This window comes from Amycolatopsis sp. NPDC104587, from assembly GCF_055583645.1.
Map to the genome: position 1 here is coordinate 518,625 of NZ_JBVJNO010000001.1, position 14,758 is coordinate 533,382.

14 protein-coding genes and 1 pseudogene are annotated in these 14,758 nt (G+C 71.0%); 3 read left to right on the forward strand and 12 right to left on the reverse strand.

What is annotated here, in order from left to right:
• Window positions 1-17: 17 nt before the first annotated feature.
• The gene (locus ACZ61C_RS02530) at window positions 18-1,364 is read left to right on the forward strand and encodes a cryptochrome/photolyase family protein (RefSeq protein ID WP_465302006.1); all 1,347 of its coding nucleotides are present in this window, start codon (window positions 18-20) and stop codon (window positions 1,362-1,364) included.
• On the opposite strand, the gene ACZ61C_RS02535 is transcribed toward ACZ61C_RS02530, so the two are convergent.
• From ACZ61C_RS02535 to ACZ61C_RS02560, 6 genes are all read right to left on the reverse strand, one after another.
• On the reverse strand, window positions 1,365-2,555 hold the full coding sequence (locus tag ACZ61C_RS02535; protein WP_465302008.1) for an ABC transporter permease: 1,191 nt from the start codon (window positions 2,553-2,555) through the stop codon (window positions 1,365-1,367).
• Window positions 2,552-3,466 carry an ABC transporter ATP-binding protein gene (locus ACZ61C_RS02540; RefSeq protein WP_465302010.1) on the reverse strand — a complete coding sequence of 305 codons (915 nt, stop codon included), beginning with the start codon at window positions 3,464-3,466 and terminating at the stop codon, window positions 2,552-2,554. Before ACZ61C_RS02540 ends, ACZ61C_RS02535 begins: the two co-directional genes overlap by 4 nt.
• Window positions 3,459-4,007, reverse strand: a complete 549-nt coding sequence (locus ACZ61C_RS02545; RefSeq protein ID WP_465302012.1) for a hypothetical protein — start codon at window positions 4,005-4,007, stop codon at window positions 3,459-3,461. Before ACZ61C_RS02545 ends, ACZ61C_RS02540 begins: the two co-directional genes overlap by 8 nt.
• Window positions 4,004-4,273 carry a helix-turn-helix transcriptional regulator gene (locus ACZ61C_RS02550; protein ID WP_465302014.1) on the reverse strand — a complete coding sequence of 90 codons (270 nt, stop codon included), beginning with the start codon at window positions 4,271-4,273 and terminating at the stop codon, window positions 4,004-4,006. Before ACZ61C_RS02550 ends, ACZ61C_RS02545 begins: the two co-directional genes overlap by 4 nt.
• Window positions 4,274-4,362: 89 nt before the next feature.
• Window positions 4,363-5,904, reverse strand: a complete 1,542-nt coding sequence (locus ACZ61C_RS02555; RefSeq protein ID WP_465302016.1) for a glycerol-3-phosphate dehydrogenase/oxidase — start codon at window positions 5,902-5,904, stop codon at window positions 4,363-4,365.
• On the reverse strand, window positions 5,901-6,464 hold the full coding sequence (locus ACZ61C_RS02560) for a TetR/AcrR family transcriptional regulator (protein ID WP_465302757.1): 564 nt from the start codon (window positions 6,462-6,464) through the stop codon (window positions 5,901-5,903). Before ACZ61C_RS02560 ends, ACZ61C_RS02555 begins: the two co-directional genes overlap by 4 nt.
• 97 nt (window positions 6,465-6,561) lie before the next feature.
• On the opposite strand from ACZ61C_RS02560, the gene ACZ61C_RS02565 reads away from it, so the two are divergent.
• Window positions 6,562-8,181, forward strand: coding sequence for an FAD-binding oxidoreductase (locus ACZ61C_RS02565; protein ID WP_465302018.1), 1,620 nt, complete (start codon window positions 6,562-6,564; stop codon window positions 8,179-8,181).
• On the opposite strand, the gene ACZ61C_RS02570 is transcribed toward ACZ61C_RS02565, so the two are convergent.
• From ACZ61C_RS02570 to ACZ61C_RS02580, 3 genes and pseudogenes are all read right to left on the reverse strand, one after another.
• Window positions 8,159-8,713 (reverse strand): gamma-glutamylcyclotransferase, encoded by a 555-nt coding sequence (locus tag ACZ61C_RS02570; protein ID WP_465302020.1) that lies wholly within the window; start codon window positions 8,711-8,713, stop codon window positions 8,159-8,161. The genes ACZ61C_RS02565 and ACZ61C_RS02570 overlap by 23 nt on opposite strands.
• Before the next feature lie 65 nt (window positions 8,714-8,778).
• Complete coding sequence (locus ACZ61C_RS02575; protein ID WP_465302022.1) at window positions 8,779-9,876, reverse strand: S-(hydroxymethyl)mycothiol dehydrogenase; 1,098 nt, start codon at window positions 9,874-9,876, stop codon at window positions 8,779-8,781.
• A 293-nt stretch (window positions 9,877-10,169) separates the two neighbouring features.
• Window positions 10,170-10,959: pseudogene (locus ACZ61C_RS02580) on the reverse strand (sigma factor-like helix-turn-helix DNA-binding protein).
• On the opposite strand from ACZ61C_RS02580, the gene ACZ61C_RS02585 reads away from it, so the two are divergent.
• Window positions 10,952-11,206 carry a carboxymuconolactone decarboxylase family protein gene (locus ACZ61C_RS02585; RefSeq protein ID WP_465302024.1) on the forward strand — a complete coding sequence of 85 codons (255 nt, stop codon included), beginning with the start codon at window positions 10,952-10,954 and terminating at the stop codon, window positions 11,204-11,206. The pseudogene ACZ61C_RS02580 and the gene ACZ61C_RS02585 overlap by 8 nt on opposite strands.
• 1 nt (window position 11,207) lies before the next feature.
• Here ACZ61C_RS02585 and ACZ61C_RS02590 read toward each other — a convergent pair whose 3' ends face one another.
• The 3 genes from ACZ61C_RS02590 to ACZ61C_RS02600 form a co-directional block, all read right to left on the reverse strand.
• Window positions 11,208-12,461: a peptidase C39 family protein gene (locus ACZ61C_RS02590; protein WP_465302026.1), complete on the reverse strand. Its 1,254-nt coding sequence runs from the start codon at window positions 12,459-12,461 to the stop codon at window positions 11,208-11,210.
• A gap of 71 nt (window positions 12,462-12,532) precedes the next feature.
• Window positions 12,533-12,934 (reverse strand): PaaI family thioesterase, encoded by a 402-nt coding sequence (locus tag ACZ61C_RS02595; RefSeq protein WP_465302028.1) that lies wholly within the window; start codon window positions 12,932-12,934, stop codon window positions 12,533-12,535.
• 57 nt (window positions 12,935-12,991) lie between these two features.
• Window positions 12,992-14,716, reverse strand: a complete 1,725-nt coding sequence (locus ACZ61C_RS02600; RefSeq protein ID WP_465302030.1) for a TIGR03767 family metallophosphoesterase — start codon at window positions 14,714-14,716, stop codon at window positions 12,992-12,994.
• Between the last annotated feature and the right edge of the window lie 42 nt (window positions 14,717-14,758).

Below are 14,758 nucleotides of genomic sequence, written 5' to 3' on the forward strand. Positions count from 1 at the left end.
GTTTATCGTTGGGCCGCGTGACCAGAGAAGCACCCGTTGTCCTGTGGTTCCGCCGCGACCTGCGGCTGGGCGACCACGCCGCGCTGCTCGAAGCGTCGAAGCACAGCAAGCACGTTCTCGCGTTGTACGTCCTCGACGAGGCGCTGCTGAAGCCGGGCGGCGCGCCGCGGGCGGCGTTCCTCTACGGCTGCCTGGAAAAGCTGGACGAGCAGCTCGGGGGCCGCCTGATGGTCGTGCGCGGCGAACCGGCGGCCGAAGTCGTGAAGGCGGCCAAGAAGATCGGCGCCGCGGCGGTGCACGTCAGCGCCGACACCGGTCCCTACGGCCGGCGCCGTGACGCCGAGGTCGCCAAAGCGCTGGCGGACAACAACATCGACTGGGTCGAGACGGGATCGCCGTACGCGGTGACGCCGGGGCGCGTGACCAAACCGGACGGTGACCCGTACCGCGTCTTCACGCCGTTCCACCGCGCCTGGACCGCACACGGCTGGCGGGGGCCCGCCGACACCGGACCGTCCCTTGTGGACTGGGTTGAGCCGCCCCGCTCGCTGAAGATCCCTAAGCCACCGCGCGTTTCGGCGTCGCTGCCCGAGCCGGGTGAGCAGGCCGCGCTGGACGTCTGGCACGCCTTCCTCGACGGCGGGCTCGAGACGTACGACACCGACCGCGACCGGCCGGACCGGGAAGGGACCACGCGCATTTCGCCGTACCTGCGCTGGGGGTGCGTCCACCCGCGGACGCTGCTGGCGGACCTGGCCGGGAACGACGGCGCCGGCGCGAAGTCGATGCGGGGCGAGCTCTGCTGGCGCGAGTTCCACGCCGACGTCCTGTGGCACCGGCCGGAAACCGCGCGCAAGAACTACGACGCACGGTTCGACAAGATGAAGCACGACAACGACAACGAGGCTTTCGAGCAGTGGTGCGCCGGCCGGACCGGCTACCCGATCGTCGACGCGGGGATGCGGCAGCTGCTGGCCGAAGGCTGGATGCACAACCGCGTCCGGATGGTCGTCGCGAGCTTCCTGGTGAAGGACCTGCACCTGCCGTGGTGGCTCGGCGCGCGGCACTTCATGAAGCACCTCGTCGACGGCGACCTCGCGTCGAACCAGCTGAACTGGCAGTGGGTCGCGGGCAGCGGCACCGACGCGGCGCCGTACTTCCGGATCTTCAACCCGACCACGCAGGGCGAGAAGTTCGACCCGAACGGCGACTACGTCCGCAAGTACGTGCCGGAACTGCGTTCGGTGGCGGGGAAAGCGGTCCACAAGCTGAAGGACCGCCCCAAGGAGTACCCGGAGCCGATGGTCGACCACGCCCACGAGCGCCAGGTGTCCTTGGAGCGGTACGGCACGATCACGTCGTGATCAGCCGCGCAGGGCCTCCGACAGCTTGATGCGGCTGCCGATCCGCAGCACGCTGTTGCCGTAGATCCGTCCGCCCAGCCAGGTCAGCAGCGCGACGAGCGCGACGGTCAGCCCTAGCGACAGCGCGATCTCCCAGCCCGCCGCCGCGCCCGTCGAGATGCGGGCCGGCATCAGGATCGGCGAGAGCAGCGGGATCAGCGAGAGCACCTTGGTCCCGGTGCCCGACGGGTCCTGCAGCAGCAGGTTGATCCCCGCGATGAACCCGACGATCAGCACGATGTTGAGCGGCGAGACCACCGACTGCGTGTCCTCCTGTCGTGACACCAGCGACCCCAGCGCGCCGTAGATCGTCGCGTACAGCAGGAAACCGAGCAGGTACCAGAGCAGACCCCACAGGAGTGTCCCGGTCGCGAAGCCGGACAGCGAGAACACGCCGGTCGCCGACGCCGCCGCCAGGCCGGCCGCGCCGAGGATCACCAGCTGCGTCAGGCCGACCAGGCCGAGCCCGATCACCTTGCCCAGCAACAGCTGCCACGGCCGGACGCTGGCGAGCAGGATCTCCACGACCCGGCTCGACTTCTCCTCGACGACCCCCTGGGCGACCATCATCCCGTAGGTGATGATGCTCATGTAGAGCAGGAAAGCGACGATCAGGCCGACGATGAGCCGCTGGGTCTGGTCGGCCGGCTCCGGCGACAAGGCATCGTCCTGCACGTGGGTGCCGTGGACCTGGGCCATCACCTCGGCGGGCTCGAGCTGCGCGGACGAGAGCACTCCGTCGAGCACCTGCTGCTGCGCGACCTGGTCGAGCACCCGGCGCAGCTGGTCGTCCAAAGAGGACTTGTAGGTGGCGGTCAGCTTCGCCGCGCTGCCCGAGACGAGCGCGTCGAGGTCGCCGTCCTCGACCTGCTTCCGGCCCGCCGCCGGATCGGTCACGACGGCCGTCGAGATCTCCCGCCCGGACAGGGCCGCTTCGGTCTGCAGCTGCCGGGCGATCCCGATCGCCTGGCCGGTGAGCCCGACCTTGCTCTTGCCCGCCGAGCCCGCCAGCGAGCTCTGGAACCCGACGTACCCCAGCAGCAGCACCAGCAGCACGACGGTGCCGATCACGAACGAGCGTGTGCGCAGCCGCGTGTTCAGCTCGCGCTTCATCACGAGCCAGACGGCCCGCCGGCCACTCAGCTTCCTCATCGCGGTTCCCCCTTGTCGGCCACGGCGTCGCGGAAGAGCTCGGTCAGCGACCGGCGACGACGGCTGAACTCGGTGACCGGCCCGGTCGCCAGCGCGGCGGCGAGCACGGCCTGGTCGTCGGCGCTCGGGTCGAGCTCGAGCACGGTGGTGGCGCCGTTCTCCTCCAGCACGCGCACGCCGGGCAGGCCCGCGGCCCAGCCGGGACGCGCGGCCGGAGCGGTGACCACGAGCTTGCCGGCCGCCCCCGACGTCAGCTCGTCAACGGTGCCGACGGCGACCATCCGGCCGTTGCGGATGATCCCGACCCGGTCGCACAGCCGCTCGACGAGGTCGAGCTGGTGGCTGGAGAAGACCACCGGCACCCCGGCGGCGGCCTTCTCCCGCAGCACACCGCTCATCACGTCGACGGCGAGCGGGTCGAGGCCGGAGAACGGCTCGTCGAGCACCAGCACGGCCGGGTCGTGCACCAGCGCAGCGGCCAGCTGGACGCGCTGCTGGTTGCCGAGGCTGAGCTTCTGCACCTCGTCGCGGCGGCGCTCGGCCAGCCCGAGCCGGGTGATCCAGTTCTCGGCGTTGCGGTGCGCCTCGTTCGCGCTCAGACCGTGCAGCTCGGCCAGGTAGACGAGCTGGTCGAGCACCTTCATCTTCGGGTACAGCCCGCGTTCCTCGGGCATGTAGCCGATGTGCGTGCGCGCTTCGTGCGTGATCTTCTCGCCGCGGAACCGCACCTCACCGCCGTCGGCGGCCAGCACCCCCAGCGCGATCCGCATGGTCGTCGTCTTGCCGGCGCCGTTGCTGCCGACGAAGCCGAACAGCTCCCCGGCCCGGACGTCGAAGGTCACGCCGTCCAGCGCGACCTTGGCGCCGTAGCGCTTGGAGACCGTGTCGATCTCCAGTGTCCCCTCACTCATTCCCCATCCCCTCCTCGAAGTCCTCGGGGTCGTCGTCCGGCAGTGACCAGCCCAGCACGATCGGCGGGACGGTGGTGCCGGTGACCAGCAGCGCGGACAGCATCATCGCGCCGCGGACGCCGCCCTCTTCGGCGTGGGCGACCAGCAGGCTGTAGATCAGCGCGGCGACCATCAGGAAGGCCAGCGTCTGGTAGCCGATGAAGGTGACGCGGTGGCGCCACTCGCGCTCGCGTTCGTCCAGCAGCCGCGAGAAGCCGCCGCTCATCCGGCCGGTCAGGATCCGCAGCAGCATGAAAGCGGTGCCGCCGAGCAGGATGCTGCCGGCCCACAGGCCGAAGTAGAGCCAGTCGTTCGCCACGGTGAACATGGTGGCGCTGACGATCAGCACCAGATCGGCCCCGGCCAGCACGACAGCCAGCGAGCGCCGTCGCCGCCGCGTCCGCCAGCGAGGTAGCTGCCGCGCCGCCTGCCGTTCTCGTTCGTCAAGTTTGTCCAGCTGACGTTCCCAGTAGGCCGCGAGCCGGCCCGGTCGTTCGGTCATGCTCCCCCCTCGCGGTAGACCTGGGTGGACAGCGGCGTGAACGGCGCGCGGCTGAACACCGCTTCGACGGGCAGGTCGAACACCGCGCAGATCCGGAACGCCAGGTCCAGGCTCGGATAGTGGTCCCCGCGCTCGAGCGCGCCGATGGTCTGCGGATTGACCTCGACGGCATCGGCGAGCGCGGCCCTGCTCAACCCGCGCTCGGCTCGAAGCACGGGAAGCCGGTTGTAGATCGGCAGCTCCTTGCCGCGTCTGACCGGACTCATGGAACGTACTGTTGCAAAAACCCAACGAGTCGTCAACTTAAGAGAACATCAAGGAGGATTTGGGGCCCGGTGCCGGGCCCCGCAACCGGTCAGGTCAGTCCGGCGAGCGACTTGTCGACAAGCTCCGCAACCCGCGGCGCAGCCGCAGCGGCATCCGACGGGATCAACGCCAGCCGGGTCCGGCGTTCCAGCACGTCCTCGACGCTCAGCGCCCCCTCGTTCCGCACCGCCCAGACCACCTCGGCCGCTGTGATCTCGGTTCCCGGGGCCACCGGCGCCGCGAACTCCGCGTCCAGCTCGCCCAACGCCGCCACCCGCGGGGCCTCCGTCCCGTACTGGGCCACCAGCCGCGGAGCAGCGTCCACAAGAGACAGACTCGACCGCGCCGCCGCGCCCAGCAACGGGAGGCGAGCAGTCCGGCAAGGCGACGCCGTCAGCCCGGTCAGCCGCACCGCCGCGTCGACGGCGTCCTCCGCCATCCGCCGGTACGTGGTGAGCTTCCCGCCGACCACTGTCAACAGACCGTCGGAACCGGCGAGCACCGCGTGCTTCCGGGACAGGTCCGCGGACCGGCCACCGCCGCCCTCGACCAGCGGGCGCAAGCCCGCGTACGACCCCGCGACGTCCGCGCGGGTCAGCGGGCGCGCCAGCACGGAAGAGGCCAAAGAAAGCAGAAAGTCCACATCGGACTCAGGAACAGCCGGCACATCGGGAATCTCACCGGAGACCGGCTCGTCCGTCAGTCCTAAGTAGACTCGGCCGTCCGGCTGAGGCAACAGGAAGACGAACCGGTTGGTCTCACCGGGCACGCCGATGTTCACCGACGTGGTCCCCATCGGCACCGTCCCCGGCGCGAGCACCAGGTGCGAACCGAGGGACGGCCGCAGCCGCACCGAGCCGGTCAGGGTTCCCGCCCACACGCCCGTCGCGTTGATCACCTGGCGGGCGTGGATGTCCAGTGAGTCACCCGAAACGCCGTCGCGGACCCGGACCCGGTCGGCGGAAACCGACAACGCCGAAAGCCGGGTCAGGATGCGCGCGCCGAACGTCGCCGCCGTGCGGGCCAGGGACACCACCAGGCGGGCGTCGTCGACCAGCGCGCCGTCGTACGCGAGGAGCGCCCCGCGCAAGCCCGCCGGCGACAACCCCGGAGCCAGCGCCAACGCCTCGGCGGTGGGGATCGACCGCGGCCGGGGCAGCACCGACGACGGCGTGCGCGCCGCGCGGCGGAGGCCGTCTCCCGCGTGCAGGCCGGCCGCCACGATGGCCTGCTGGGCCCGGGAAGTGCTGGGGTACAACGGAAACAGCTGCGGCATCGCCCGCGTGAGGTGCGGCGCCGTGCGTGTCATCAGGACGCCGCGCTCGACAGCGCTTTCGTGCGCCAGCCCGAGCTCGCCGTGCGCCAGGTACCGCAGGCCGCCGTGGACGAGCTTCGACGACCAGCGGGACGTCCCGAACGCCAGGTCGTGCGCCTCGACGAGCGCCACCGACAACCCGCGTGTCGCCGCGTCCAAGGCGATTCCCGTGCCGGTGACCCCGCCGCCGACCACCACCACGTCGACACGCTCGCCCGACGCCAGCTCCGCGAGCTCGCGGTCCCGGCGCCGGGCGTTGAGTGAGCCGGACGTCATGGTCGCAACGCCGAATCGAGCACGTGGGTGAACTCCGCCAGCAGCGCTTCTTCGTCGACGTCCGCCGTGGCCGGGCGCAGGGAGAACGCGAAGGACTGGACCACCAGCAGCACCGACCGGGACTGCGCCGCGACCGGCGCGCGCCGGACCGAGCCGTCCTGGTGGCCGGCTTCGAGGAGCTGGTGCAGCGCCTGCTCGGCGAACTTCTGCGTCGCGCCGAGCCGCTCCACGATGTACGGCAGCAGCAGTTCCGGGTCGACGTCGAGCAGCGTGCGGAACAGCGGGTCGGCCGACAGCGAGCGGACGCCGGCCGAGGCGATGAGCACCAGCCGTTCACGGCTGTTCGCGGCGTCGGCGCCGCGCTCGCTGGCGGTGCGCAGCAGTCCGCTGAACTCCCGCGTCATCAGGGCGGCGAGCACACTGCGGACGTCGGGGAACCGGCGGTAGACCGTCATCCGGCTGACGCGGGCGGTGCGGGCAATTTCGGCGAGTGTGGTGCGACGCACACCGACAGCCAGCACGCACGAGCGCGCGGCGTCGAGCAGCACGTCATCGGCCACGCGCGTCGCCGTCTGGCGGTTGCGGGTGTCCGCGAGCGCGGAGGAACCCGCGTTCTGTGTGGTGTGACGTTTCACGTCCATATGTCACACTGTAGTCGTGAACGAGCTGATTGACCACCGTCTCCGACGGTCCTGGACCCCGGAAGCCGCCGACGCCGCCGAGCTGCCCGCGCGGGCGGCCAAGTGGCTCGACCAGCGTATCGGTCCGATCGGGGCCGACGCCGCCTCAGCGGCCGAAATGACGGCGGAAATACCGTCACCGAAACTCGGCGAACCTGCGTGCGAAGCGCTCGCCGCGGTGGTCGGCGCGGAAAACGTGCTGGTCGACGACGTCTCGCGGCTCGCGCGGGCGACCGGACTGTCCTACCTCGACCTGCTGCGCCGCCGGTCGGGGACGGCGGACTTCCCGGTCCCCGACGCGGTGGTCCTGCCGGCCGACCCGGACGAGGTCCAGGCCGTGCTCGACGTCTGCGTCCGGCACGACGTCGGGGTGGTGCCCTTCGGCGGCGGCACCTCGGTGGTCGGCGGTGTCACGGCGCTGCGCGGGGACAAGACGTCGGTGATCGCGCTCGACCTCGTCCGGCTCGACGCGCTGGTGTCGGTCGACACCGAGTCGCGCATCGCCGTGCTGCAGGCGGGGGTCCGCGGTCCCGAGGCCGAGCGCCTCCTCGGCGAGCACGGCCTGACGCTCGGGCACATCCCGCAGTCCTTCGAGCGGGCCACGATCGGCGGTTTCGCGGCGACGCGCTCGGCCGGGCAGGCGTCGTCGGGGTACGGGCGGTTCGAGGACATGGTGACCCGCGTGCGGCTGGCCACCCCGCGCGGCGAGTGGAAGCTCGGTGTCGCGCCCGCGTCCGCCGCCGGGCCGGACCTGCGCCAGCTCGCGGTCGGCAGTGAAGGCGCGCTCGGCGTGATCACCGAGGTCGCGCTGCGGGTGCGGCCCGCGCCGCCGGTCCGCCGGTACGAGGGTTATGCGCTGCCCAGCTGGGAAGCGGGCCGGGAGGCTGTGCGCGACCTGGCGCAGAACCACGCGCTCGCCGACGTCACGCGACTGTCCGATGGGGACGAAACCGCGGTTTCGCTGGCGTTGAACGCGGGACTCAAGACGACGGCGCTGCGCCGGTACCTCGCGGCACGCGGTGTGCCGCACCCGTGTTTCCTCATCGTCGGCTGGGAGGGCACCGCGCACGACGTGGCTTTGCGGCGCCGGGAAACCACGCGCCGGCTCAAGGCTTCCGGTGCTGTGCGGGTCGGCAAAGCGCTCGGGGAGTCCTGGCGGCACGGCCGGTTCGCCGGTCCGCGGCAGCGGGACATGTTGCTGGATCAAGGAGTCTGCGTCGAAACGCTGGAGACCGCCGCGTACTGGTCCACTGTGGACGAGCTGCGTGACGACGTCCGCGCGGCGCTGACGGCGTCCTTGGGGCGCGCGATCGTCATGTGCCACATTTCGCACGCGTACGAGACCGGCGCGTCGCTCTACTTCACCGTGCTGACCGCGCGCGACGAGGCCGACCCGGTCGGCCAGTGGCAGCGGGCGAAGGCGGCCGCGTGCGAGGCGATCTCCGGCCTGGGCACGATTTCGCACCACCACGCCGTCGGTGTCGACCACGCGCCGTACCTGAAGGCGGATATCGGCGAGCTGGGTGTCGAGGTCCTGCGCGCGGCGAAGTCCACTGTGGACCCGACGGGGATCCTCAACCCGGGGAAGCTGGTCTGAGCACTTCGCAGGGAACGCCGTGGCCGTCCGCGGCGACGCCGTCGAGCGCGGCCGCCCCGGCCTGCGGGACGTCGGCGGTGCGCACCGGTTTGCCGTCCACCAGCAGGGGATAGCGGATCGGCGCGGCGCCGACGTAGCTGCACACCTCGGTCAGCCGCGTGCCGTCTTCGAGGGTGATGTCGGGCTCGGTCAGCCGGGCCAGGTGGTACCGCGTGCCGCGGCCCTCGCAGCGGTCGAGCACCGCGAGCTGGTCCGGCGTCACGAACCAGACGGCGTGCTCCTCGACGCCGTCCATCGCGGTGAGGGTGGCCGGGCGCTGGTCGTCGACCACGCGGAAGCCGGCCGCCCACACCGCGGCGAGCCCGCCGCAGCGCGCGTGCGCGACCACGACCGGGCCTTCGAGCCCGAGCCGCGCCCGCAGCCAGGTGATCTTCGACGGGTTCGCGTTCGAGCCGTAGGCGAGCACGGCCATCCGGTCGCGCCAGCCCGCGGGCGCGGCGTCGAGCGGGTGCCCGACGCCGTCGACGTGCACGAACGAGAAACCCGGCCGGGCGCCCGGGTAGGGCTCGGCCGGGTACTCGTCGTCGGTGAACAGGGTCAGAACGTCACCACGCTGCGCAGGACGTCCCCGTGGTGCATGCGCTCGAAGGCCTGCTCGACGCCGTCGACGCCGATCCGTTCGGTGACGAACTTGTCGAGCGGCAACCGGCCCTGCAGGTAGAGGTCCACGAGCATCGGGAAGTCGCGGGAGGGCAGGCAGTCGCCGTACCACGACGACTTGAGCGAGCCGCCGCGCGAGAAGAAGTCGATCAGCGGCAGGTCGTTCAGGCGCATCTCCGGCGTCGGGACGCCGACGAGCACGACGGTGCCCGCGAGGTCGCGGCCGTAGAAGGCCTGCCGCCAGGTCTCCGGGCGGCCGACGGCGTCGATCACGACGTCGGGACCGAAGGAGTTCGTGGCGTCCTGCATGGCCTCGACGACGGCTTCTTCGCTGAGCCCGCGGCTGTTGACGGTGTGCGTCGCGCCGAAGTCCTTGGCCCACTCGAGCTTCCGGTCGTCCATGTCGATCGCGACGATCGTGGTGGCCCCGGCGAGCTTCGCGCCGGCGATGGCCGCGTCACCGACCCCGCCGCAGCCGATGACGGCGACCGAGTCGCCGCGGGTGACGGCGCCGGTGTTGATCGCCGCGCCGAGCCCGGCCATCACCCCGCAGCCGAGCAGCCCGGCGACGGCCGGCTCGGCGTCGCGGCTGACCTTCGTGCACTGTCCGCTGTGGACGAGCGTCTTCTCGAGGAAGGCGCCGATGCCGAGGGCGGGTGACAGCTTGGTGCCGTCGGCGAGCGTCATCGGCTGGGCGGCGTTGAACGTCGAGAAGCAGTACCACGGCTTGCCGCGCCGGCAGGCCCGGCAGGTGCCGCAGACGGCGCGCCAGTTGAGGATGACGTAGTCGCCGGGCTCGAGATCGGTGACACCCTCACCGACGGCTTCGACCACGCCGGCGGCCTCGTGGCCGAGCAGGAACGGGAAGTCGTCGTTGATCCCGCCCTCGCGGTAGTGCAGGTCGGTGTGGCAGACCCCGCAGGCCTGCACGTTCACGACGGCCTCACCCGGCCCGGGATCGGGGACGAGGACGGTCTCCAGCGAGACGGGCTCGCCCTTCGCCCGCGAAACAACCCCCTGGACCTCGTACGGCATGCGAATCCACCTTCCGGCCGCGCTGCTGGTGCTGCCCGCAGCTAATCACGGATCATGCGGAGATGGCGACATCCGCATGAGTGAGGTTCGGTGGTGAGGGTGCAACGGGTTGCGTAATCCGCAACTTCGAGTGGACGCGGTCCAGCTTGAGCAGACACGGTCCGGCTCGAGCGGCCTCGGGGTCGGTCCGGCGGAGCAGCGGATTGCCCGGGCCGGCGTCCGTTGCGAATTCAGCCGCGTCCGAACGGGATCAGCGGGCTTCTTGCGCGTGCCTCCGGCCCCCGGTCTCCAGCTTACCGGGACTCACCGACAGTTCCGGGCGGCTCCGGCAGCGCCATCGACGCCAGCCGCGCCGGGTCGGCGATCGCCGAGATCAACTCTCCCACCACCGTGAACGCCACCACCGACAGCGGGCTGCCGTCCGGGCGCCACGCCACCACTCCCGGCAGGCCGCCCACCAGGACTTCGCGTCCTCCGAAGCCGCGCCGAAACGTGCGCCCGCCGCCACGCTCGTCGCGCCCAGGACCACCACCACGCCGCCCGGGGTGTCGACCGTCAGCTGGACCTGGGGGTCGAGGACCCGCAGCAACCCCTCGAAGTCGCCGTCGCGGGCCGCCGTCAGGAACGCTTCGACGACCTTTCGCTGGTCGCGGCCCGGCGTCGCCGGGCGGGAGGCCTCGCGCACCTTGCGCCGGGCGCGGCCGGCGAGCATCTTCGTCGCGCCCGGGGACTTGCCGATGATGTGGGCGATCTCGTCGAACGGGACCGCGAACAGGTCGTGCAGCACGAACGCCACCCGCTCGCCCGGCCCGAGCGACTCCAGCACCACCAGCAGCGCGAGCCCGACCGAGTCCGCCCGCGCCGCGTCCTCCTCCGGGCCCTCCTCGGCCGCCACCACGATCTCGTCGTACGGCGACTCGGGCCGCGACTTGCGCGAACGCAGGACGTCCAGGCTGATCCGGCCGACGCCTCCTGGACGACGTCCTCGGCGTCGGCGTGCGAGCCGAGCATGCGGTGGGCGTGGCGGTGACGAGCCCGGAGGGGCGCAGGTAACCGATGGAAGCACGACGCGGCGGTGCACACCGGCGGCGTCGACCCGCTGCTGCTGGAGCTGGTCCACCTGCGGGCCAGCCAGATCAACGGCTGCAGCCCGCGCGCCTACGCCGGCGTCCAGGACGGTGAGCCGGGCGTGACCGACGAGATCTGGGACGCCGCCGCCGGGCAGTTCGACGAGAAGCAGCTCTCCGCGATCATCCTGAACATCGCGTTGACCAACTTCTTCAACCGGATCAACCGCACGATCCGGGAGCAGGCCGGCAAGACCTGGTGAGCTACGCGGGCGTGATGATGTACACGACCCCGCCGGGGCCGCTCGCCACGGTCCCGTCCGCCCGGTACCGCTTCGTCCGCTGCCAGATCTTCTCGAACTGGTCCCGCTTGTAGACGTTCCGGACCCGGTCGTTGCTGCTGGACGCCGGGTCGTTGACGATCACGTCGCCGTCCTTCGTGAACCCGACGACCACCATGATGTGCCCGGCCGTGCCGTAGCCGGCGCCGTCGAGCTCCTCGGACAGGAAGGACTGCGACGTGATCACCGGGATGCCGCGGGCGATGTAGGTCTCGAGCTCGTTCAGCGAGTGCAGCCGCGTGATGTGCCCACGCAGCCCGCGCGATGCCGCGTACGCCGTGTTGAACGGCCAGTTGCCAGTGCCGTCGTACGCGTGGTCGTAGGTGTAGCGCGCCGCGAAGGCCACCGACGGGTCGACGTAGTCCGCCGGGATCCAGGACATCTCCGCCGCCGACGGCTTCTTGCCCCAGTACTCGGCTACCATCTCGGTGGAAGTCGGGCTGCACCAGGCTTCGCCGCCCCCGCCGTACTGCGGGAACTGTCCCTTGTGGAGGTTCTGCGCGTACGCGGGCACCTTCAGCTCGATCCCGGTGGCACGGCCCGGCTTGGTCGTCTGCACGTCGAAACGGTCCGGCACGGCCGAGGTCATCGCGCCCAGCGACGTCACCGACGGCGTCGCGCGCGAGCCCTGCTCCCGGTACAGGCTGATCCGCAGCTTGAACGACCTCAGCGTCACGCCGGCCTTCGTCACCAGCGTGTCGACGTCGACGAGCGCGTTGGTGTCGTCCTGGCCGTCGACGCTGGTGCGCAGGATGTCGGCGTCTCCGCTGGCCCAGCGGCCCATCACGTACCACGCCGTTTCGGCGCCCGCAGACGTCTTGCCCTGCGCCTCGACCTGCAGCCAGGTCTTCGCCGGCGTCTGCGCGTTCCAGGACGCGACCAGCTGCGTCGCGCCGAAACCCTGGCGGTAGGACGGCGACGTCCACTGGCCGTACTCGTACGTCTTCGTGGTGCCGAGCTCGGGCTCGGTGTGCTCGACCGTGCCGATCGGGCGGGTGATGCGCAGGCCGTCGTGGGTGAGCGCGAGCCCGGCGAAGCTGCCCTCGTGGAGGCGGCCGCCGGCCCATTCGTGGTAGTCGATCGCCTCGTCGTCCCGGGGCACAGCCTCGGCGACCTGCGCGGTTACCGCTGTCAGCATGACAACCGACAATAAGGTGAACAGACTGCGTACGCGCATCCCGGCTCCTCGTTCGACCCACCCAGTAGCCAGGGATTTTCGCCGGTCGGGCCCGGTATGTAAACAGGTACCTAGAGGACGGCCTGGGTCTGTGTCACTTTCGCGACCAACTTGCCGTTGTCGTCGTGGATCTCCGTCTCCACCACGACGAACCTCCGGCCGGCGTGCAGTGGTCTGGACGACGCAGTCGCATAGCCCGAACGCACGCCGCGCACGAAGTTCGTCTTCGACTCGACGGTCGTGGTGCCCTGCGCGCCCTCGGGCAGGTTGAGGAACGCGCACACGGCGCCGGTCGAGTCGGCCAGCGCCATGAGCGCGCCCCCGTGCAGCACGCCGCCGAGCGTGCAGAGGCTCTCGTCCCACTTCACCCGGCTGCGGACGAGCTCGCGCCCGTGCGCCAGCACCTCGATGCCGAGGCGCTCGGCGAACGGCATGGTCCGGTGGAAGAGCTCGGTGCCCTCGGGATCGGTCATGCCCCGGAGCTTGCCGGACGCCGGGCCGTCGCGCGATTACCTCCGGGGTAACGCGAGTCAGCTCAGCGGGTTCACCAGCAGCAGCTCGGTGTTGTGGTCGACGGCCTCGCCGACGCGGCCGAGGTCGACGTGGATGTCGTTGTACGACAGCTCGCGGTACAGCGACGCAAGCGCTTGCGGCGTCCGGGCGTCGTAATCCACGGCGTACGGCGCCTCGGCCTCGATCAGCGTGGTGAACAGGGACAACGTGCCGTCGGCGTTGTCCGCGACCTCGACGATCCGGGCCTGCTGCGGGAAGTCGACGTGCGACGCGGTGTTGATCTCCCAGAAGCTCTGCTTCGGCGTGCTCCCGGCGTGCGCGGTGATCTTGTTGAGGTGCGTGTGGCCGTTGACCCACGCCAGCACGTTCGGGAACCGCTTGAGCAGCGCGACGAACGCGTTGCCGTCGAGACGCGGGTCGAGCAGGTGGCGCGAGTCCGGCAGCAGGTTGCCCATCGAGCCGCTGGTGTGGTGGCTGAACAGGACGAACAGCTCGTCGGTGACGCCGTGGGTGACCTTGCGGCCGAAGAAGTCGTAGTAGGTCGAGCTGCCGGCCTTGAGCGTCGACTCGACCCAGCTGTACTGCGCGAGGCCGATCGAGCCGTCCGCGAGCCCGGCGTCGGTGGTCGTGTCGAGGCTGATCCCGGTGATGCCCGGCGCGATCCGGAAGGTGTAGTAGACGTTCTTGCCGTCGGAGTTCGCGCTGGTGAAGCCGTGCCCGACCGGACCGGGGCCGGTGTTGGCGGGGTCGAGGTGCGCGCGGACGAACTCCGCGGTGCTGAACGGGCGGCGCCGCGCGTCCGGCGTGATCTCCCGGATGGTGCCCCCGCCGCCGAACAGCTCGGCGACCGGCACGCCCGACCCCTTCTTGACGGCGGCGGCGAGCTTCTTCGCGGTGGCCTCGTCCTTGCCGATGACCTTGTACTTCCCGGTGTACCAGGCGCTGATGCCCGGGATCTGCGCCGGCAGCGAGCCGACGATGCTGTCGTCGTGGTTGCCGAAGGTGCAGAACCACGGCACGTCGAGGCCGGGCGCGGTGAACGTCCGCTGGCCGGCTTCGAGCAGGCCGGGCAGCTGCGGGAAGCCCTTCGCGGAGTAGTCGTCACCCACGCCGGGGATCGACGGGTTCCAGAACTCGCTGTTGCCCGAGCTCTGGACACCTTCGTAGGCGTTCGTGTCGCCCGAGTTCGGCGTCACGCTGCCGCCGTTGAGGACCTTGAGGAACCAGTCGAGCTCGATCAGCTCGTGGTTGTCGGTGTTGTCGCCGGTGGTGACCATGAGGTCGAACGGCCGTCCGGTGAAGGGGCCCTGGCGAACGCTGTTGACGCGTTCGACGAGCGCGCTCGTCGCGACGGTGCCGAGGGCTTCCTGCGGCCGGTGCGCGGAACCGATGAAGGGGTGCAGGTACTCGAAGCGCGCGGGGCTCTCGGTGTCGGTGATGTGCAGGTCGGTGAACTGCACGAACGCGCTGAGGGCGCGGCGCCGGTCGTCGCGGCCGGCCTGAGGGGCGGCGAGGTCGCCGCGGACGACGAGCGGCCAGCCGGGGCCCGCGCCGAGCCGGCTGTAGCTCGCGGTGCCGCCGCCGGTGGCGACCTGCTCCAGCGTGGTCCCGGTGGTGCTGACCGAGCGGATGGCGGTGCGCCGCAGGGCGCGGTCGAGGGCGTTCGCGGTCGGCGTGCACAGCAGGAGTCCGAGTCCGGCGGCGCCCGCGGTGGCGAAGGTGCGCCGGGTGAGTTCGGCCATGTGTTTTCGCTCCCCAGTTTCTCGGTTGCCCAGCACCGTGCC

What these genes read in the sequence shown, in the direction of transcription:
- ACZ61C_RS02550 (WP_465302014.1), bottom strand. Translation starts at nt 4,273, where the DNA reads ATGAGTCCGGTCAGACGCGGCAAGGAGCTGCCGATCTACAACCGGCTT.
- ACZ61C_RS02595 (WP_465302028.1), bottom strand. Translation starts at nt 12,934, where the DNA reads ATGACCGATCCCGAGGGCACCGAGCTCTTCCACCGGACCATGCCGTTC.
- ACZ61C_RS02600 (WP_465302030.1), bottom strand. Translation starts at nt 14,716, where the DNA reads ATGGCCGAACTCACCCGGCGCACCTTCGCCACCGCGGGCGCCGCCGGA.
- ACZ61C_RS02545 (WP_465302012.1), bottom strand. Translation starts at nt 4,007, where the DNA reads ATGACCGAACGACCGGGCCGGCTCGCGGCCTACTGGGAACGTCAGCTG.
- ACZ61C_RS02575 (WP_465302022.1), bottom strand. Translation starts at nt 9,876, where the DNA reads ATGCCGTACGAGGTCCAGGGGGTTGTTTCGCGGGCGAAGGGCGAGCCC.
- ACZ61C_RS02540 (WP_465302010.1), bottom strand. Translation starts at nt 3,466, where the DNA reads ATGAGTGAGGGGACACTGGAGATCGACACGGTCTCCAAGCGCTACGGC.
- ACZ61C_RS02535 (WP_465302008.1), bottom strand. Translation starts at nt 2,555, where the DNA reads ATGAGGAAGCTGAGTGGCCGGCGGGCCGTCTGGCTCGTGATGAAGCGC.
- ACZ61C_RS02590 (WP_465302026.1), bottom strand. Translation starts at nt 12,461, where the DNA reads ATGCGCGTACGCAGTCTGTTCACCTTATTGTCGGTTGTCATGCTGACA.
- ACZ61C_RS02555 (WP_465302016.1), bottom strand. Translation starts at nt 5,904, where the DNA reads ATGACGTCCGGCTCACTCAACGCCCGGCGCCGGGACCGCGAGCTCGCG.